Consider the following 20,214-nt stretch of genomic DNA (forward strand, 5'->3'; position numbering starts at 1 on the left):
CGAAGACGCGATCGCGCCTTGCGCGGCTCCCTGCAGGAGCATCGCGAAGCGTGCCGGAGGCAATCGCTTTTTCATGACTACAACATTGGTCAACTTCATAAATCTGCCAATTTTGTCAATTCTGTTTGCCAATCTTTGTCATATCGCAGGGTAATCACTTGATAACTAGCCTCATACCTAAGATTATCCCGCTCAATCTGGTCTTGTCTGCGTTTATCAGGACTATCGTGAACTGAACCATCACAGAAAATGGCAATACCATCGTCTTTATAAACAAAATCTGGCTTACAGTTCGCCTCTGGAATCAATTCCTGTGCAGCATCCGGTAATTTGTATCCCCGTTGATAAATCTCCTTTAAAACGACTCGCTCAAAATCAGAATTGGGGTCTGTTTGTTGCAGCAATTGTTGATATTGCTGATCACGAGAAAGTCCTTTGACTTGAGCGATAACGCGACTCTCCAGTAGTATCTCAAGCCAGCGTTTGATAAGATGGCGATTTATCAATGCATGGTCAAACTGGTTACGGTAAGAGAGTAAGCATTCATAGCAAGCTTGAACACAAGTCTCTTTTGGTTCTTTAAAATGGCAGATATCTAAAGCCGCATCAGCAATTTTTTCAAAAGCATTCGGTTGTTCTAGCAGCTGAGAAAGAACTCCTGCACCCCCTTCGGCGGCTTCCCAAAACAGTAGATACTTACCTTCCCCTAGGCGTTCAGAGTCGAGTTCATTGGCTTCTAATTTGTACACCGCTTGGATTGCTGTTTCCAAGGTGTATTGCAGAGTGGCAATAAATGCTTCTTTATTCTCAGCAGAGACATTTAACGGTTCGACAACCAGGATGTTGCAGGTATCATCAACCATTAAATTAACATCGGTGTGCAAGCTATCTGTAGCCTGTTGGTTTTTGTTGTCTCCCCATACACCTGTTTTGGCATCAAGTTTAAATCCCCGTTCTTCTGTGTTCTTCTTCAGTCCGCGATTAATCCGCCAGATGGTAGCTGTGGCTCCATAGGTTAACTTGAATAATGGAGTTCCATCGGCGGCTTGAACGATCGCTGATTCCTGTTTTTGCCTAGCGTAGCGGAAGTGGGTGGTGATGTTGTAGCCGTACTTCAGGCGTTCTTCTTCATCGCAGGTGATTCGTTCGCGGCGGCGTGCGATCGCAGTTTCCATTGGTAGCACGCGAGTCAGCAAAAACTTGTCATTTTTGCGATCAACAAAACCTCTACCGCAATTCTCGCACGTATCCGGGGAATCACTGTGAAAATAACCGCAATTGAAACAAACTTTTACCTGCCTATACTCGTTTTCAATTCCTCCTGCGGGTACTTTAGTTTTTGCCACCATAAATTTACTACCTTCATAGTAAACAATGTTACTTGGTGCAAATTCTCGTAAAGCCACACTGCGGGGGCGAGAGATGAATTCTCCGCCTTCTCCAGCAGGAATAAATGCCCTCACTGGCAAGCGGGGGAAGTTAAACCCTGGTAAGAATCCTTCAGCGGCAAAGTAGCGATAGGGATAAAATTCAAACTCAGTATTATTCTTGCCTTGAACTTGTCCTACCAGCAAGTCAATTTGTCGTTGTGCTTCTCGCGCTTGGGCTTCGGCGTTCTTGCGGTCTTCTTGGGTGATATCGCCTCTTGCAGAACGGTCGATAGTGCGGCGGGCGGCTTCTAATTGGGTGACTGCATCACTGTATAATTTGCGCCAACGGTTACAAGCTCGGTCAAAAGCATTGAGTGCATTTTCTAGTGTGTGCTGTAACCAATGTACAGAATACCAGGAAGCTTTTTGCAGGTCGTCTTGGCAGAAAATATCAGAGAGGATCGACTGGGTAGCTTGGAGACATTCGGCTAGTTTGGCAGGACTTAGGGTAAGTTCCTGACGAATGCTGTCTTTGAGGGGATAGCCTTCCAGTTCCAAGTCCAGAATTTTATTCATGGAGTCGTCCAGGTAAACGCCAGTGTGTGCCAGCCAAATCGAATACACATGGGATTTTATCAAGTCCTGGTTAGCTAGTTCCAGTTTAGGCGGGGCGACGACCCCAGCAACCATTTGATTTTGGCGTTTGAAGAAATATTGGTCGTGACCGCTACCAATGGAGGCATAAGTAAATACCAGGGCTTCCTGTCCGCCTCTACCAGCACGACCGCTACGTTGGGCATAATTGGCAGGACTGGGGGGAACATTCCGCAGATGGACAATGCTGAGGTCGGAAATGTCTATCCCCAATTCCATTGTGGGGGAACAAAATAACGCTGCTAATTCGCCTTGGCGGAATTTTTCTTCCCGCGTTTGGCGGTCTTTGTTACTAACTTGTCCCGTATGTTCCCGCCCTTCCATTGTTTGAATTTGGCGCGCGTTGGTTTGGTAAAATTCCTGAAAGAAGTTGTTAACAGAAATACTAGTTTGATTATCACCCTGCAAGCGGCGTGATGTTAATGGGTCAAGGGGAATTTCACTGAGGCGAGTCGCTTTCCATAGTAGGGAATCGATACGTAGCTGTACCTCAGATTTTTGTTGCACTAAATACCCAGCATCGCACAGGGCGTTAACTAAGGTAGTCATTAAACTGTTGAATTCTGCATCCGTTAGGGGTTGGCTGCGGAGTAACCAAGTGTTTGCAGAACGTAAAAATCGTCCTATTTTACTTCTGGGTGTTAGCTTAACTTTATTGCGAATACCTTCACGCCCTTGGGGGCTAACGCTACCACCACTGTTAATAGTTGCCCAGGTTGCTTGATGTAACTGTTCGTTTTCATCAAATACCCAAGGTTCTCTAATTGCCTGAATAACTTCGCTTTTTACTTGGTCTTGTTGGACTGGTTGCAAAAGTTTAGCATCAATTGCCAATTCCCGCCGCAGGTGGTTGAGGAAGGCTTGGGCAACAATGAAACGTTCGTCTGGGGCAGCTTGCAGTAGGATGGGATGGCGGTGTTTTTGCCAAAGGGCGTTGTTAGCACATTCTTCTTTTAAACCATCATATTCAATAACCAACAGTCCGCACTGTTCCAGATTGGGTTGGACAATACGCCATCCCCGCCGCAAGTCTTCGTAAAGACGATATTCGATGAGTTTGCGAAACACATCTTCATTCCGCTGTTTGCCCCTACCAAACTCGGCAGGTTGTTTAGCGTAGTCGTTTTGAGACAGTCCCATATGTTGGACAACAATACTTGCTAGCTCGCTATGGGTGAGTTGTCCTTTGTCTTGCAGTGCTACTAAAAGTGCTGCGCGTAAGAAACTGGTTTGCACAAAGTCGTTGAAATGTCCCGCCTGTAATGACGCATCTTGGCGGTTATCGGTAAAGCTGAGAATTTTTGCAGCTTTGGCTTTTTCGTCGGTAAAAACTTGCTTGAGGCGACTGACAGTAGAAAGAGATAGCAGGGTTGTTGCAGTACTGCGTCCTTCACTGCTGAGGCGAGAGAGTTTGGTAAATTCGTTTTTCTTCTTATCATGCACTACACCGCAGTTGAGACAAGTCAGAAAGGGTTTAGAAATAAACCAACATACTGTTCCTTGCAACGCAGAGGTGGTGATTTTACCGTTGGCTAGGACTCGTAGTTTGCGGGGAATAAACCGGGCATAATCTTTTTTGGCAACCCGTCCTTGTTTTTTGGTTTCATTGAACCAGCTATCAGGTAATCTATCCTCATCGCTTTCATCCCAAAGTCCTGATTCATCTAAGGTGAGGTAGCCTTGTTGAATATCTTCATTTTCAGGACTATCTAATGCTGTAGGTAATTGGGGTAGTATGACTTCTTTTTCAGTATCGAAGCGGACGACGTAGTAGTCCTGTCCGCATTCCCGACAAAAGACGAGGGGATATAGTAGACGGTCTTCGGTGGTTGTATACTGACCTTCGAGGGTGAGAAGGCGATCGCCTCGATTTTCAATAGTGGCATAAACACTACCCCCTTGGGAAATAAACTGGTGTAAGCGAAATGCCAGTCCTTTAGTTTTGCTTCCCCAAAGGAACATTTGTTTGAGAACGTTTAAACATTGTTCGTAGTAGCGCTTCAGTGCATCTTCGTCTTCTGGCGCTAAAGCGCTACTACAAGCTAATTTTTCTGCACCTTCTTGAAGAGTGATAGGTTGACGGCGGACAAGATGTCCTTGTTTGTCTTCTAAACCGAAGTTCATCTCTATCCAGTAACTGAGGAGATGCTTCTGGAAGTTTTTTAAGGTTTGTTCGGACTCGGTTGGTAAACCTGCTTGAATGCTTTCTCGTAATTCCTCTATGCTAGGTTCAGCACGTTGGATAGAACGTTGTAGGGTTTCGTCAATGACATTACTCGGCTTAATTTCCACACCGAATAATTTACTGGCAACATCCGCCACCACTTGACGGCGTTGTTCGCGGGAACCTTCGCTAGACATAGTTGCACTAGTGCCAATGCACAGAATCTTTCTGCCACAGCGTTGGCGGAGTTTGCGAATTAAGATAGCGACATCTGCGCCTTGGCGTCCGCGATAGGTGTGCAATTCATCGAGTATCAGGAATTTTAAATCGGGAGATTCTACAAGTTTATTTTCGTGAGTGCGCGAAAGCATCAACTCCAGCATCACGTAATTGGTTAGTAGAATATGGGGCGGGTTGTTTTGAATTTCCGTTTTTCTGGTTAAACTTTCTTGTCCAGTGTACTTGGCAACGCGAATGTGAGTATCTGGAACATTACTCAGAAATTTCTTGAGTTCTTCTTCCTGGGAGTTAATTAAGGCGTTCATGGGATAAACCAAAATTGCCCTAACTCCCTGAATTTCAGGATGGCGGAGTAAATCATCGAAAATAGGCACAACGTAAGTCATGCTTTTACCAGAACCTGTTCCTGTAGTGACAACGTAAGGTTCTTGGCGTTGTGCGCTTTCAAAAGCTTGTTTTTGGTGGTAGTGAAAAGTAAAGGGTTTGCCGTCTTTTGAAAAATAGCGATCGCACTCCCGATCAAGGACTCCCTGTTGTACTAATTCATTGACAGTTGCACCTTTTTTATAAGTAGGATTTAGTTGTACTAAGGGGTCAGTCCAGAGTTGTCCTTTGTCTAACTCTTGGTCTACAAATGCTTTAACTTTAGGGTCACGGATTTTGAGGAAGCTTTCAATATAGCGGCGGTAATCGCCTATGACTTCGTTGCGGAAGTTGAAAATATCAAGATAATTCGTAATTTCTGATTCGTCATTTGTAATTGATGCTTGCTGCGATGTTGGTTCTAAGCGTTGGTGAATCCATTGTTGAAGTTGGTGACTGAAGATTGGGTTAATAGTAGAAAAATCTATAATTTCTTCGAGTTCTTTAAAGCCCCAATTATCGGGTATTCCTGAGAATAAAAGTGCTAATTTTTCCTGTGTAGCAGATACCACACCTGTACAATCTAGCAATGCTAGTTTTTGACCAAGGAAGGTGCTAGCCGCTGAAATTGCACTTTCATTCTGCTGTAATAAATCCTGAAGTTTAATTGGGAGCTTCATAGTTTGTATAGTAGGTAATAAGATATATGCTCAAATGCTTTGATTGTTTAAAAATCTAAGGATTTGACCGTTCTATAGGTCTCTTGAGTGCTTCATCCGCACGCATTTGCCTAAACTGCTTGCGAACTGCTTCAAGGTCTGCTTCATTTTTAATAGCATCAAAATCTTCAAGAAGTTCTTCAGCCTTAACTATATAAGAAGGATAAAAGGCAATTTTTTCTTGAACATTGTAAAGTCTTTGAATACTTACCATTGCCGTCGATATTAGTCCTAGCCAAGCTGAGGCTGTAAGACCAAGAGGAGCAGACCAAGGATTCTTAACATCTTTAAAGGCGAGGCTAGTACCAGTGATTGCAATTAAAACTGTCAGTAAAATAGATAGAGCTATGATGATATTATTTGCGTACTGATTGCGAATAAATCTAGCTTTATAATTTTTTATATATTCTTCTATTTGCGTTTTGAGTTCTTGAGGTTTGATAACTGTCTCATTGCCACTAGACATACTATGTTCCTACCGTTTAATTTTAATGAAACACTGAAAATAGAAAATTTATTTTTATTTCAACATCTTATCCCACGCCTCCAATACCAACCTCCGCGTGCGGTATTCTCCAAACTGCTTAATTTCATTGTTCTTCAACACCCGGAATGTTTCACTCGGAAAATCCTCGCCGTAGACATCAGTAGGATCAAGAATATAACGTAATTCATCGCGGGTGAGTCCGTAGAGTTTGGCGTAATATGCGTCTAATTCTGCTCTTAATAATGCGCGTCTGTTGCTATTCCAAATAAAGGGTTCGCCGTCATATCCCATGTCTTTGGCGAGGGGTTGCATATTCCAGGCGGTGTAGACTAATTCGAGTACGCGGGTGCTGATAAATTCGATGTCTTCTGGGGTGTATGCTTCTGGGGAAAGGACAGGAAGTTGTCGAAACACGGTAAAAGTTAGATGAGTACCGCCGACTTTTTGCCTGACTACAAAATCAAATACTAAGTTATTTAAATTAGCTATCAAGCATGAAACAAAAGATGTACTTTTATCGCTGAATAATATAGGGGCTGTGTGTCCAACAGCAACTTTAGGTAATAAGCTAAAAATAGCAGTACGTTCATCTGTTGACCGACAAATATCTCTAAAAGCCAAAAGCCAATGTTTATTCCACTTATCTGCTAACCGATTTTCCACCTCAACCTTACTAACCCAATAACGAGGTTGAATCGAAAAAGACGCATCGCTTTTTTCTAAATCTGTTAAATCACGAGTATCTCCACTATCTGTATAAGTTGCCCAACGGTGAGTGAACTGGTGAAACATCTTAGCTTCGTAAAGTGGAACTAAGTCATCACCCGCCTCATTTTTAAACAATCCGCTATCATTTGCCATGTGAAACATAGCCATAAATGAAATACCCCAAGGGTTGCTACCTGTTTTCTCATTTTCTAAAACAGGTACACGCTGATAAATTTTCTTTGTTAGTTCAGCATCTTGACTAGTTCTAAAAACTGGACAAGTGAGAGTATTCGGATTCATTAATGCAATGTCTTGAGGTGCAAGCTGAAACAAACGCGCTTGATTGTCTAACTGTCTAGGTTGAGTCAGGAAGAAGGCAAAATTACCGCGTTTGATTGGTTTACCACTGATAGCTAGTAGGGAGAATTTCATCCGGCTATCTACAGCAGGAAATAGCCCTTCTCTATTTTCAAAATCATACAAACTTGCTAAAGCCTCCTTTTGTGTCAAATCTCCAAAGAATTTTTTACAAGTGTCATCAGTTGCAATCCCTGTAGGAACAATCACCCCAACTCTTCCATCAAATGAAATCAACTTTCTTGTAGTTTCTGCAAACACAGCATAAGTATTGATATCCCCCACCGCAGTCAGCGGAAATCGTCCCGACTCACGGATAAATTTACCTTGCGCCTCAGCATCATGTTTTGCCTCTTCCCAAGCTTGCGCTAACTCATGATTTCTCTTTGGCAATTCCTTAATCAACTTCTCCCGCGCTGACTTATTTACAGCATTAGCAATATCAGCACTGCGAGAAGCAAAAAACTCCTTTTCTTGTAACTTAATCCTTTCCCAAGGTGGATTTCCTAATACACAATCAAATCCACCCGCTTCAAACACTTCCGGAAACTCTAAACACCAGTGAAAAAAGTGCTTTTCTTCAGCTAACTGATTCGCCGCATCTACCATCTTTTGCGTTGACAAATTACCCTGTAATAGCTGAGTTAACGCGGCTGTGGTGGGTAACAATTGCAAATTATCTTCCGTCAACGGCATAAAAAATGCGGCAGTCCACAAATTACACGCCGAATAGTCTCGCCACCATCCCAGATTTTGACGACTTTGCTGGTATCGTGCCAGTTTCTCTCTGACTTGTTGCGGTGTGATTTCGGGAATTCCTCCCAACTCCCGCGCACTTTCTGCGTAGTTTGTACGTTCGGTTTCTAAATTCCCAAACAGTGACAATTGTCCCTCGTTATCTGTCTCCCGTTCTTTCTTATTCCGCTTCTTAAACTGTGTAGATAACTTCTTATCATCCCCAGTCACCGCCTTATACGCTTCATCCGGAATTCCCTCTTTCAGACAATCCAAATCCAACACTCCTACAAGGGAATTCCCACACTTAATTCTGTGATCTAAAAAGTTGAGAGGAAAACCACGAGAAAAACCTTCAATCCATAACGCCACTTTGCACAAATCGACTGCTAGTGGGTTTAAATCCACCCCATAAATGCAGTTTTGAATGACATCTCGAATCCCTTGGCGTAAGGATTGCGCTGCTGGTTCAGCTTCTCCTGTACGGATTTTGGCTAATTCTTTGCCAATGCGGCGTGCAGCGGCTAAGAGAAAATGTCCTGAACCACAAGCCGGATCAACTACTTTTAGGCTTAGTAATGCTTGTTCGCAATTACGCTTTAGCGCATCTGGATTTTCTGGCGCTGAAGCGCTACTACGAACCTTTTCCTCAATGACGGGTTCTAATGCCGTTTTTATCAGTTGTTGTACAAGTTGCGGCGGGGTATAGTAAGAACCTGTGGTTTTGCGATCGCTACCAAATACTAACTCAAATTGATATATCCCCTGACGCTGGATGATCTGGGGATGAAAGTCTAACAAACTTTCATAAACGCTGCCTAATTCTTCAACGTCCAACGCCTCATAATTCACTCGCCGCAATTGTCCTTTATCTTGATACAGCGACAGATGCTTAATTGCTTGCTGTAAGTCGTAATTATCAATGGCACAATCATCTAAAGCTGACAGCGTTCCAGAACCAAATAAATCACCATTGAGAGGCGATAATCCTAATAACTGTCCTCGCCAGTTTTCATCAAATAGCAGGAAAGTCACTCGCAAACCCTGCCACAAATCTTGGAAACCTTCGCGTCGCCAATTCGGACGTTCGGCTAACTCTCGCAGTCGCTCAATGCTGTAATATTCACGGTAGATTCTAGCTTTTTCTAAATCATCTCCCTTCGGGTATGCCTTCGGCACGTCTTCGACGAACGCAGTCGCCTGCGGAGGGAAACCCTCCTGCAGCGCTGTCTCACCAATTAACAATAAGTTCCGAGATTCTGCCACCATTAAAAACAATAGGCGATAAATCAGCCGCAACAGTTGGCGGTAATACCCGATATCCGTTAAGCCTCCATTAACGAATTTTTGTCGCAGATGTTCATTTGCAGGATGTTGTAGAAAACCCGTGCCTAGCTGTTTCAATGCTTTTTCTACCCCATCCCGGAGGCGATCGCGCACGCGTCCACCTTGTTGCAACGCCTCTTGGTGGTAATATTCCAGCAAGCACTTATCGGCATCATCCACACCTTCGGGTAAGCGGGAACGGTGGAACAGGCGATAAAATAGCCCAAACTCGGCAAAGTTTTCACCGTTGAGAATTTGCTCTAAGTTAAATTCGATATAAGTAAGGCGAGTCATCAGGGAAGAGTCCCGCAGTAACCGCCAACGAAAACCATTGGTGGCGATCGCCCAAAGATGTTCCGTCTTGTTAAGATATTCCTGCACCAGCGCGTGTGCTGATAACCTGGGTGTACCAGAAGGTGGACGCTGATCTACCTTTACTCGACAGCCAATTATGTGGATGGGTGGTTTGTTTTCCCCTGGTTCGGCACGATGAGAAATTGCATAGGTTTGTCCCTCCACCACTTCGGCTTTTGCGGTATATATAGGGTGAAAACCAAGACTCCGTAGTAGCGGCACTGCCCACATTTCACGGGTAATACTTGTAGCCGAGTCGTTTTCATCTAGCCTTTCCAACGCCCGTTGAAATGCTGCCCAGTAAGCTTTTGCGTCACCCCAGGCGGTAGCAATTTCATCTGCTAGCTTATCAGTTTTGGTAAAACCAAAATCCTCTGGTGCTTGTCCTTTGATACTTCCTGTCAGCAACAGAGAAGTCATATCTGGGGCTAGCAAATTTCCTTCGATTTGTACTCCCGCCAAGGTAACGCCTGCTACAGCCATTCGTTGCTCCACTCTAATTAAAAATAAAAATCAAATTAAAAATTCAAGACACAACAAAAGACGCGATAAATCACGCCTCGACAAAACGCCTAACTCTGCTTACGCTTTCCGGGTTGCAGAATATACACGCCCAGAATATCCATCGGCAGCTGGGGTTTAACCTGAATAGCTCCTTCTTTGGTGATTGCCCTGACACGGCGATGGCTTTGAGAAAGTTCGTGCGATCGCTCTTTTGCAAACAGTTCCAAATCGTCTTTTAGCTCGTCAATTCGTTCCAGGAATTCCGTAATTTCCTGCTGCTTTAAGGCTTTTGGTGCATCACTCACCGGAGTCACCTGTTGCAATAGCGACATTGCCTGCTGTGGTGGAAGCCAGATAGGACTAGACGGAGAACCAGTAAACCCAACAACTGCACACTCTTCCGCGAGCAATGTTTGGTGTTTGGGGCTATCTAACAAATGCCGTAGCCGTAATAACAGCAACGTTGTTCGTTTCTCTACAACATCTGTCGTGGTAAACCCGCAACGTGACGCTAGTAGTTGCGTTTTAGCGCCTTCCAATGCATTTTCCAGGATGTAACGCGCTAATCCTTCAACTAAAGGGTGATTTCGTCCTACATATTCCACACCTTCTGGTGCAGGAGTTGTAAACGTCAGTAAACGCGACTTATCCCCTAGCACTGGCTGGAGAAAATTCGGTGGTTGTGGAAGTAACCACCCCTGCTTTTTTTTGATTAAGGAACACGAAAGGCGATCGCACGCCAACTTCACAAACCGCTCAACATCCTCCTCATTCCCTAAAATCTGGTCAGAGTCAATCAACTCTTGTTGCACTTGCTCAGGTTTGATGGTGCGTTGAGCAAAGCGAGTGCGGCTGATTTTTTCCCGTTCTACAGCTTTGTCCCAACTCTTGTGGACTTGCTCAAGCGGGGATTCTCCCTCATCCAGCAAATCCAGCAGTGACAACTGCACAGCATCGGTAGCGCGGTCAAACAGCGACTTAAACACCGCTTCCGATACGGTAGTGCTGTCCATCGGTACGGGAACGGTAATGCCCAAAGTCTTGTGAATCTGCACAGCTTTGCGAATCAGCACTTCCAGCACTGCACCATCCACCGGATTATCTTGACCGTAAATCAGGCTACACTTAACCTGAGATGCAATTTGTCCGTAGCGGTCGATACGTCCTTCGCGCTGCTCAAGTCTATTGGGATTCCACGGCAAATCATAGTGAATGACAGCGTTGAAGTGCGTTTGCAGGTTCACCCCTTCACTTAAGCAGTCCGTAGCAACTAACACTCGTTTTTCGTAGGACTTCAACTCTTCCAAGCGGATTTCCCGCTCATCCTCGGATAGTTCCCCAGTAATCGCAATGACCCGAATATGTCGGCTGCCTTTTTTCTCCAGCTTTTGCTTCAGCGCATCTGCAACATAATTCGCCGTGGCAATGTAGCGACACCAGATAATTGGGTTGTAATTTTCTTTGAGTAGAGAATCAACGGATGCGATGCATGATTGTAATTTCTGGTCTTTGTTACCCTGCAAATTCTCTGCTGCTTGAATAAAAGCCTTTAGCTTGCGCCTATCTGTATCCCCATAACTTTGCTGTCCCTGTTCAATGACTACAGTTGGTGATGCATCAACCGCTTGTTCCTGTTCGGTGCGATCGTAGACGTAAGAACTCATCAAATCTTCGTCCAAGTCAGCAACTAACACATCTGCTCCCCTCTCCGCAAGTAGAGAGGGGCTGGGGGTGAGGTTTTTACTAACTTGACGATTTAACGTTGCTACAGCCGCCGCAGGCGAAGACATCACACAACGAATCAACGCCAAAGCCGACCAATACCTTCCCCGGCGCTGGGCGTAGCTCATTTCTTTAGTCGTAGTTTTTACCAGCCCACGGGCAAAGTCGTATACATCGTCAAATAGTGCTCTATATTCCTTCGATAACTTATAAGGCTGTTCTTGCGACTCCCTTTCTGGGAAAGGCGTTTCATTTCCCAACCACAGCTTCACATCCGCCCGCCGCCGCTGGATAAAATGACTGGCTAAACTGTCCCGTTGCTGTTCTGTCAGTTTCTCCAGAGTCAACTGCTCAAACTCCGGCTTCAGCAATCCCAGCAGCGACAAAAACGACTCTTCAATGCCACTGTGAGGAGTAGCGGTAAGTAGCAATAGATGTTGTTCTTTTTTCTTGGCAATTTCCTGAATTAACTGATGGCGCTGTTGCTGCGATGCGCTCTTATTATTTCCACTGGCACAAGTATGCGCCTCATCGACAATTACCAAATCCGGACAGTGTGTAATAAAACTTGCACGGCGGCGTTCTGCCTTGGCATAATCCAAGCTAACAATCAGGTGTCGATAGTAACTAAAAATATGAGAACCATTTGGTACATTCCTCTCCAACTTAGAAGCAGTGCCAGAACGTATCACCACAGCATCTATATGAAACTTTTCGCGTAACTCCTGCTGCCACTGATCGCACAAATGAGGCGGACACAACACACCTATCCGCTTCACCTCGCCCCTGTCCAACATTTCACGCGCAATTAATCCAGCTTCGATAGTTTTACCAATCCCCACATCATCCGCGATCAAGAGCCGCACCGTCTCTAATCTCAGTGCCATCAACAGCGGAACTAACTGATAGGGACGCGGACGCAGTGATAAACGTCCCAAACTGCGAAATGGTCCCGCACCGCTTCGGAGTAACAAACGCGCAGCATCCATCAACAGGAGTGCCGCCGCATGGTCTTGTACTTGTTCGCCTTTAGGTAAGGGAAAAGTTGCTGATGTAATAGTTTCCAGCCCAAGCTGCCGATAAAGTCCAGTGATTTCGTCTTCATTTCCACTTAGCGGGCGCAAGCGGATAACGTCTTGATTTTCCGAAGGTAGTACAACCCACTGCCGGCTACGACAGCTAACTATAGAACCAGGTGTGGGATTTAAGGTATCTGTCATCTTTCCCCTGTTTTGGAGAGCAGGCAGCAGGAGATAGGCGGTAAGGATACATTCCCGACTACCAAATCCCAAGTACCAAAATAAAATTTGCTACAACTTCCTCAACAATTCTAATGTCGTAGAAAACACTCTGATATCCGGGAATTTTCTAGAGAAATAAAAAACTTGAAAGATAATTTAGGTATATACAGAGAAGATTTTATGAAGATTTAGCGTTGTAATTATTGGCAAAAATAGCATAGACAGGCATTATAGTATGTAGCAAGCTACACTTGAAGCGTCAATCTAATTTTTGCTGTGTTGGCTTGTACGTGCTAAGTAAATTCAGTAATTTCACTATAAGTAGTTAGTTGCTGCTTGCAGACGGAGGCTTGCACTTATGATAAATTGGCTGGCATGATTGGCGATTGCCCCTTGGGCAGTGCGCGGAGCGCAATCGCATCTCTCAACTCGCTTGCTAAATTTCAGTTGCGTATGTATGGCGAAGTAAGAGCGATCGCACTGCTTTCTTACACGTATCGTGACTCATAATATCTATGAAATAGTCACGAATCGTGAGTTTAAGTGTTGCTTAGAACAAATAGAGTAATAGACAGCAATCCCCAGACAACTCAATATAGAATCGATGAACTCAGTGACCTGCCCTTGGAGCCTTTGGAATACTGCAAACGATGGGTTGATATGTCCGCAGATGAGCGGGGGTATAGAAAAGCCTGCATTGCTGCTCTAGCTGAAGCAACAGGGCTAAGTGAGAGGACTATAGGGAATTGGGGACAGAACTTTGAGCGGCGACCCAACTACGTGGTGCATATCTTACGCATGGCAGATATGCTTAATCAAATCAAGAAAATAGTCTTACCTCCTGACTTTCCGCAAGAATAATTTACTCGCGATTCGTGACTAAACTACTTGTGCTGTAAGCAGAGATTTCCTAAGTTGAGTTCAGCAAGCACAGGATGTTGGGGAGTGCCAGCATAATAAGCAAGAAAAGTCTAAGCACTCCTCACCTTTGTTAGCTGTCACTGACTCACAAAGATGAAAGATGCAAACTGGGAGGCACTCCCATCAAAATAAACATCGAATTGATATTCTCCGTCAGTTGCCCCTAGAACCGATGGAGTATTGTCGTCGTTGGGTTAGTCGAGAACCAGGACGTAATTATCGTAAGGCTTGCATTAATGCGAGCCTCCTTCGGAGGAGCTTCGCTAACGCACAAGTCACAGGTGCTAGTCCAAAAACTGTCAAAGACTGGGGGACAGACTTTCGCCGACGACCTAAATACGTTACCCGAATATTGCGGCAAGCAGACCTCATCAATCAATTTAAACAGCTAGTTGCAACAGGAATTATCAACTTACCGCCTAATTTCCCTCAAGAGTAAGCAATCGCCACTCACGACTAATTGCCCGAAAAACCCCTTGTGCTTGCTACAACGACAATTTTAGGCTGACGTACAGAGTGTAATTATCTGTGTACCAGTTAATTCCTTGCATTTTGTGCCTTTGAGGCGTATGTGATGATAGCAACGGCAGAACAGCAAATGGATTCAATATCAACGTTTGACATTACAAAATATCCGTTATTCGATGTCATGAAAGACATCAAATTTGGACGCATCCAACTGCCAGATTTCCAACGAGATTGGATTTGGGATGATAGCCATGTGCGTCGTTTACTCGCGAGCATATCGCTGGCTTACCCCATTGGTGCAGTCATGATGCTTCAACAGGGCATCCAACACCAACAATTTAAACCGCGTCTGCTTGATGGCGTAGCAACTGCTGTACCTCAAACACCTCATTTGCTTGTACTCGATGGTCAACAACGCCTAACTACTTTGTTCATGGTGTTGCTATCCGAGCAACCCGTTATTATCAAAGACGCAAAAAGTCAGAAATTAACGAAAAAATGGTACTACCTGGATATCGAAAAATCCCTTGAACCGGAGTGCGATTCCTTCGGAAAGCTTCGCTAACGCAAAACAGCTATTATGGCATTACCCGAAACAAAATTCATGCGAACTCGGACACACGATTTTATTGATTGTTCGACTCCTGAAAAGGAGTATGAAGCACTGTTGTTCCCGTTATCCAAAGTTTTCTTTTTCTCCGAATGGCGTAGCAAATTTTCTAAGTATTGGCAATACGACCCGCAAAAACTTCAACTCATCGACACTTTAGAACTGGAAGTTCTCAAAAAATTCGAGCATTATCAAATACCCGTCATTCAACTGCGCGACTCATTGCCTAAAGAAGCCGTTTGCCAAGTATTTGAGGATACAAACACCGCCGGATGCGACCTCAATTTCTTCGACTTAATGAGTTCGAGCTATTGTGCGGGGGATTTTAGCCTGCGAGATGATTGGAAACACCGCGAAAGCCGCTTCAAATCGTTAAAAGTTTTGCGGAAACTGAGAAATACAGACTTTGTTCAAGCAGTGACCTTGGTAGCTGGTTATGCTCGAAGAATTGAAGCTGCCAAACAAGGTTGGAATTTAGATAAATTGCCTGGTGTCGCCTGTGGGCGTACAGAGGTATTGAAACTAGCCAAAGAAGAATATCAAACATGGGCTGAGCCTGTTTCCAGAGGTTTTGAAGAAGCGGCTCGTTTTCTGCACGGACAAAAAATTTTTGACGCGAATGATGTTGCTTACCCCATTCAATTAGTCGCCTTAAGTGCAATTTTGACAATTCTGGGCGATCGCTCTCGTTCTTTTCAAGTGCGTTGTATGTTGGAACGCTGGTTTTGGTGCGGGATGTTTGGCGAGATTTATACGCAATGGCACGATACGCAGGCTGGACGCGATATTGTCGAAGTGCCAGCATGGCTGGAAGGTGGTTCCGTTCCTTTTACCATCACGCAGGCAAATTTTTCTTTTGAGCGATTACTCAGCGTCAGAAAGCGATTTGGTGCAGTTTATCAAGGGTTAGCGGCGTTGCTGCGATGCGAAGGGGCAATTGATTGGAGTACAGGCGAAGAAATCAATGATGTGGTCTATTTTGAGGAACAGATTGATTCCCACCACATCTTTCCAGTGGCGTGGTGTCGTAAGCAAGGGATTGACCCTAAAAAATATAACTGCTTGGTCAATCGCACCCCGTTGAGTGCGAAAACCAATAAAAGGATTGGTAGCAAAGCACCTTCGCTTTACTTGAAGGAATTTGAGCTACATGGAACTGTAGTAGCTAGCTTTGAGGAAATATTGCGATCGCATTGCATCAAACTAGAAACCCTACGCTGTGACAACTTTGACGCATTTTTCCAAACGAGAGCAAAAGCGTTAATGGAACTCATAGGAAGGGCAATGGGTAAGACTTTAAATATTGAATCGATTGAGGATGTTGATAGGTACTACCCCAACCCTAATGAGAACGCGTACAAACCGCATCCAGAAATCATCGCGAAATGTTAAGTAATTTGCAACTGAGCCAAGAAATCTAATTGCAACATTATCCTCAAACCCTCTCTATTTCTCACCAGAAGTAGATTCCTGCTTTTTCAACCAATCTCTAATCGCCTCCTCCAAAGCCGCAGTTTGCGTCACTTCCAGACGCGCACAAGCAATTTCAAACGCGATTTTTAAGTCTTTAGGGAGTCTCCCGCACTTCTCTAGTTTCTTCTGCCATCCTAATTTGAAGCCAAAGCTTGCGGCTTTCATTTTTGCACAGCCTCTCAGCAAAAGAACATTTGCGTTATTGCGCTATTGCGGCATTGCGCTATAATAAGAGAAGTAAAAAAACAATCAACAAGCCTGTCAGTTTCACCGAATCCACAAAGCTGAGGACACCATGAGCGTTATTACAATTCAATGTCGCTTGGTTGCTGAAGAAAACACCCTCCGTCAACTGTGGGAACTGATGGCTGAGAAAAATACGCCACTCATTAATGAATTATTAGAACAAGTAGGACAACATCCGGACTTCGAGAAATGGCTAAAAAAAGGTGAAGTACCTGAAGAGGCTATCGAGACGATAAAAAAATCTCTCATAACTCAAGAGCCTTTTGCTGGTCAACCAGGTCGTTTTTACACATCAGCAGTTACTTTAGTTAAAGAAATATACAAATCTTGGTTTGCCTTACAACAGGAACGACAACGCAAAATAGAAGGAAAAGAACGTTGGCTCAAGATGTTGAAGAGCGATATAGAATTACAGCAAGAAAGCCAGTGCAATTTGGATATTATTCGCAACAAAGCTAACGAAATTTTGACTTCATTTGTTGCCAATTTCACTGAGAATAGAAATCAGCAATTAAAAAAAAAGGCAATAAGACTAAAAAAAATAAAAAAGAAGAGGAAGAGTCTACACTTTTCAACGCATTATTTAAGATTTACGATAAAACTAAAGACTGTCTGTCTCAATGTGCTCTTACATATTTACTCAAAAATAATTGTCAGGTTAGTGAGATTGATGAAGACCCAGAGCAATATGTTAAACGTCGGCGTCAGAAAGAAATAGAAATTCAACGATTAAGAGAGCAACTCAAAAGTCGAAAAGCCAAAGGTAGAGATTTAACAGGAGAAAAATGGTTAACAACTTTAAAAGAGGCATCTAATCAAGTTCCCCTGGATCAACTGGAGGCAAAATATTGGCAAGCTAGTCTGTTAAAAGTAACTAGCGATATACCGTATCCGGTTGATTATGAAAGCAATACAGACTTAGATTGGTTAATACATTCTGATGATGATGAAATTAAGAAAAAGGTAATCCTAGTTTGGCAGATAGCTTTTTTAAAGCAGTTAATAGAATCCGATTCATACAGTTTCATTAAATATCTTTATTTTCAAAGAAGATGCTTACCTAAAAGAGATGTGAATTGGTTGAATCTGAAAAACAAACCAGGTCGTATTTTTGTTAAGTTTAATGGCTTGAAGCAAAAAATCATTAATCCTGAATTTTATATTTGTTGTGATTCTCGCCAGCGTCATTATTTTCAACGCTTCTGCCAGGATTGGCAAGTTTGGCATGATAATGAAGAAACCTATTCTTCTAGCTTATTTTTTCTTCGTTCTGCACGTCTACTCTGGCAAAAAAGAAAAGGTACAGGCGCACCTTGGAAGGTTAACCGCTTGATTCTTCAATGCTCTATAGAGACACGCTTGGGGACAGAAGAGGAAACAGAACTCGTTCATATTGAGAAAATTAATCAAGCTGAAACTAAAATTAGAGAGAGCGAACAAAAAGGAAAGCCAAAACAAAAACTGTTATCTCATAGACAGAAACTTAACAACCTCTTTCCAAATCGTCCCAGCAAACCTATATATAAAGGTAAACCCAATATTATTGTCGGTGTCAGCTTTGGGCTGGATAAACCTGCAACGGTAGCTGTGGTAGATGTTGCCAACAAGAAAGTTTTGGCATATCGCAGCACTAAACAACCGGAGTTTCAACAACCATCCCGGCTAGGGGTGGGTTGAAAGGAGAGCCACCAGCTTGTTGAGATCCTAAAGCCTGCAATGGTTTCAACAACCATCCCGGCTAGGGGTGGGTTGAAAGGATGTAGTCAATGAACTGTCGAGTGCATACTTGGAAGAAGTTTCAACAACCATCCCGGCTAGGGGTGGGTTGAAAGGTCTTAGTGTGGCTTGCGGCTGTGGCTTGGGCATCTCGTTTCAACAACCATCCCGGCTAGGGGTGGGTTGAAAGGTTGCCAGGATCAGTTTTGTGCCTTGCGATCGCACCGAGTTTCAACAACCATCCCGGCTAGGGGTGGGTTGAAAGACTTTACCCTGTAGCGTGGTCTTCTCTGCTTCCAGGTTTCAACAACCATCCCGGCTAGGGGTGGGTTGAAAGCGAGTAAATAACTTCTCGGCATCCGGCGGATCGAGTGTGTTTCAACAACCATCCCGGCTAGGGGTGGGTTGAAAGAATTTGGTTAAGTGCAAGGTTTCTGAATACATCATGTTTCAACAACCATCCCGGCTAGGGGTGGGTTGAAAGTGTATTCGGTGCGGATGTAGCATGATGTATTCAGGTTTCAACAACCATCCCGGCTAGGGGTGGGTTGAAAGTGTGCAGCCACCTGACGCCGTATCGGGTGACCAAAAGTTTCAACAACCATCCCGGCTAGGGGTGGGTTGAAAGAGGAATTGAAGCACTAAACAAAGAAGGTAAAATAAGGTTTCAACAACCATCCCGGCTAGGGGTGGGTTGAAAGATATATTAGTGATGACGTATTAAATATTGAAATTCAAGTTTCAACAACCATCCCGGCTAGGGGTGGGTTGAAAGCTATACGCTTGCTCTCGTATACTTGTACTAGAAGTTTCAACAACCATCCCGGCTAGGGGTGGGTTGAAAGTTAGAAAATAAAACTCAAGGATTTCAAATTACACACGTTTCAACAACCATCCCGGCTAGGGGTGGGTTGAAAGGTGCTATAGCTCTAATCTGGCTTCAACTGCCTCAAAGTTTCAACAACCATCCCGGCTAGGGGTGGGTTGAAAGATTGAACATACAGTTTTTCCTTGCCACTGCCATCGAGTTTCAACAACCATCCCGGCTAGGGGTGGGTTGAAAGATCTAGGTTCAAATGTACAAGAGCGTCCAGAAGGGTTTCAACAACCATCCCGGCTAGGGGTGGGTTGAAACGACGGGAAGAGCAAATCTGTTACTGCTGTATGCAGCAAGGTTTCAACAACTATCCCGGCTCAAGTTTGCTTGTGAGGGTTGAAAGGAATGTCACCTTCCCAATACTAGAAGAGTGTCAAAAGCTATGCTGGCTAATGGAAGGTTGAAATTAATCGCTATTTTTTTGCAAAGAAAAGATTCTACCAGTTATAAAAAAGCAAGAGTGACAAACAATTGGTCGTTCAAACAAATGACAAATTGTTTGTCGCTCTAAAGTACCCTAGATGACTTGACTATACGAGTTTATTTTTTAGGGATTAAGCTCGGGGAAAAGTTTGTGCTCTACTGACATTCAAGTAACACTGACAAATAATTTGTCACTCTACACCTCTTTTCGAGATCGCTGCTTTTCGCCTCGTCAAGACCATCCAATAATAGTAGCAGCTTGTCAGTGTCTAAGCTTTCAGACATTAACGACACTAAATGGAGAAACAAGACGACATTAATTTGCGAAAAGTCACTATAATTAAATTCATGAGACAAAGCCAAACTACCGACATTAGATTGCAAAAAACGACATTAATTTGCGAATCGCGACCTTTAATTTGCGAATGTACAACAGATTTGAAAGCGGGTGATGGGACTCGAACCCACGACGTTCACCTTGGGAAGGTGACATTCTACCACTGAATTACACCCGCAAATGGATGTTAGCCTCAATA

The 20,214-nt window shown here is 43.9% G+C and carries 9 protein-coding genes, 1 tRNA gene, 1 pseudogene and 1 CRISPR repeat array; of the genes and pseudogenes, 5 read left to right on the top strand and 6 right to left on the bottom strand.

The window, feature by feature from the left end; all coding sequences use genetic code 11:
* Nucleotides 1-95: 95 nt before the first annotated feature.
* The 4 genes from V5G28_RS24515 to V5G28_RS24530 all read right to left on the bottom strand — a co-directional run bounded on the left by V5G28_RS24515 (nucleotide 96) and on the right by V5G28_RS24530 (nucleotide 12,923).
* Nucleotides 96-5,471 (bottom strand): DEAD/DEAH box helicase, encoded by a 5,376-nt coding sequence (locus tag V5G28_RS24515; RefSeq protein ID WP_332994635.1) that lies wholly within the window; start codon nucleotides 5,469-5,471, stop codon nucleotides 96-98.
* Nucleotides 5,472-5,526: 55 nt separating this feature from the next.
* Nucleotides 5,527-5,976: a hypothetical protein gene (locus V5G28_RS24520; protein WP_332994637.1), complete on the bottom strand. Its 450-nt coding sequence runs from the start codon at nucleotides 5,974-5,976 to the stop codon at nucleotides 5,527-5,529.
* Nucleotides 5,977-6,030: 54 nt separating this feature from the next.
* Nucleotides 6,031-9,960 (bottom strand): Eco57I restriction-modification methylase domain-containing protein, encoded by a 3,930-nt coding sequence (locus tag V5G28_RS24525; protein WP_332994639.1) that lies wholly within the window; start codon nucleotides 9,958-9,960, stop codon nucleotides 6,031-6,033.
* A gap of 89 nt (nucleotides 9,961-10,049) precedes the next feature.
* A complete protein-coding gene (locus V5G28_RS24530) occupies nucleotides 10,050-12,923 on the bottom strand; it encodes a helicase-related protein (RefSeq protein WP_332994641.1) in 2,874 nt (957 codons plus the stop codon).
* A 564-nt stretch (nucleotides 12,924-13,487) separates the two neighbouring features.
* Between V5G28_RS24530 and V5G28_RS24535 the strand changes: the two genes are divergently transcribed.
* The 4 genes from V5G28_RS24535 to V5G28_RS24550 all read left to right on the top strand — a co-directional run bounded on the left by V5G28_RS24535 (nucleotide 13,488) and on the right by V5G28_RS24550 (nucleotide 16,335).
* Nucleotides 13,488-13,805, top strand: a complete 318-nt coding sequence (locus tag V5G28_RS24535) for a hypothetical protein (protein WP_332994644.1) — start codon at nucleotides 13,488-13,490, stop codon at nucleotides 13,803-13,805.
* A gap of 160 nt (nucleotides 13,806-13,965) precedes the next feature.
* On the top strand, nucleotides 13,966-14,304 hold the full coding sequence (locus tag V5G28_RS24540; protein ID WP_332994646.1) for a hypothetical protein: 339 nt from the start codon (nucleotides 13,966-13,968) through the stop codon (nucleotides 14,302-14,304).
* Between the two features lie 135 nt (nucleotides 14,305-14,439).
* Nucleotides 14,440-14,898 carry a DUF262 domain-containing protein gene (locus V5G28_RS24545; protein ID WP_336231320.1) on the top strand — a complete coding sequence of 153 codons (459 nt, stop codon included), beginning with the start codon at nucleotides 14,440-14,442 and terminating at the stop codon, nucleotides 14,896-14,898.
* 15 nt (nucleotides 14,899-14,913) lie between these two features.
* Nucleotides 14,914-16,335, top strand: a complete 1,422-nt coding sequence (locus tag V5G28_RS24550) for a hypothetical protein (protein ID WP_336231321.1) — start codon at nucleotides 14,914-14,916, stop codon at nucleotides 16,333-16,335.
* Between the two features lie 54 nt (nucleotides 16,336-16,389).
* Here V5G28_RS24550 and V5G28_RS24555 read toward each other — a convergent pair whose 3' ends face one another.
* Nucleotides 16,390-16,581, bottom strand: a complete 192-nt coding sequence (locus tag V5G28_RS24555; protein ID WP_332994652.1) for a hypothetical protein — start codon at nucleotides 16,579-16,581, stop codon at nucleotides 16,390-16,392.
* A 199-nt stretch (nucleotides 16,582-16,780) separates the two neighbouring features.
* On the opposite strand from V5G28_RS24555, the pseudogene cas12k reads away from it, so the two are divergent.
* A pseudogene (gene cas12k, locus V5G28_RS36855) lies at nucleotides 16,781-18,240 on the top strand (type V CRISPR-associated protein Cas12k); the annotation flags it as partial.
* Nucleotides 18,241-18,305: 65 nt separating this feature from the next.
* Nucleotides 18,306-19,513: a CRISPR direct-repeat array (repeat unit 37 nt; unit sequence GTTTCAACAACCATCCCGGCTAGGGGTGGGTTGAAAG).
* A 608-nt stretch (nucleotides 19,514-20,121) separates the two neighbouring features.
* On the opposite strand, the gene V5G28_RS24565 reads toward cas12k, so the two are convergent.
* Nucleotides 20,122-20,193, bottom strand: a tRNA-Gly gene (locus V5G28_RS24565).
* Nucleotides 20,194-20,214 lie beyond the last annotated feature (21 nt).

It is taken from the genome of Scytonema sp. PRP1 (assembly GCF_036697665.2).
Taxonomy (GTDB): Bacteria; Cyanobacteriota; Cyanobacteriia; order Cyanobacteriales; family Nostocaceae; genus Kalymmatonema; species Kalymmatonema gypsitolerans.

Coding starts and splice junctions, on each gene's coding strand:
- V5G28_RS24545 (WP_336231320.1), top strand. CDS start 14,440: ATGATAGCAACGGCAGAACAGCAAATGGATTCAATATCAACGTTTGAC.
- V5G28_RS24540 (WP_332994646.1), top strand. CDS start 13,966: ATGCAAACTGGGAGGCACTCCCATCAAAATAAACATCGAATTGATATT.
- V5G28_RS24555 (WP_332994652.1), bottom strand. CDS start 16,581: ATGAAAGCCGCAAGCTTTGGCTTCAAATTAGGATGGCAGAAGAAACTA.
- V5G28_RS24530 (WP_332994641.1), bottom strand. CDS start 12,923: ATGACAGATACCTTAAATCCCACACCTGGTTCTATAGTTAGCTGTCGT.
- V5G28_RS24520 (WP_332994637.1), bottom strand. CDS start 5,976: ATGTCTAGTGGCAATGAGACAGTTATCAAACCTCAAGAACTCAAAACG.
- V5G28_RS24515 (WP_332994635.1), bottom strand. CDS start 5,471: ATGAAGCTCCCAATTAAACTTCAGGATTTATTACAGCAGAATGAAAGT.
- V5G28_RS24525 (WP_332994639.1), bottom strand. CDS start 9,960: ATGGCTGTAGCAGGCGTTACCTTGGCGGGAGTACAAATCGAAGGAAAT.
- V5G28_RS24550 (WP_336231321.1), top strand. CDS start 14,914: ATGGCATTACCCGAAACAAAATTCATGCGAACTCGGACACACGATTTT.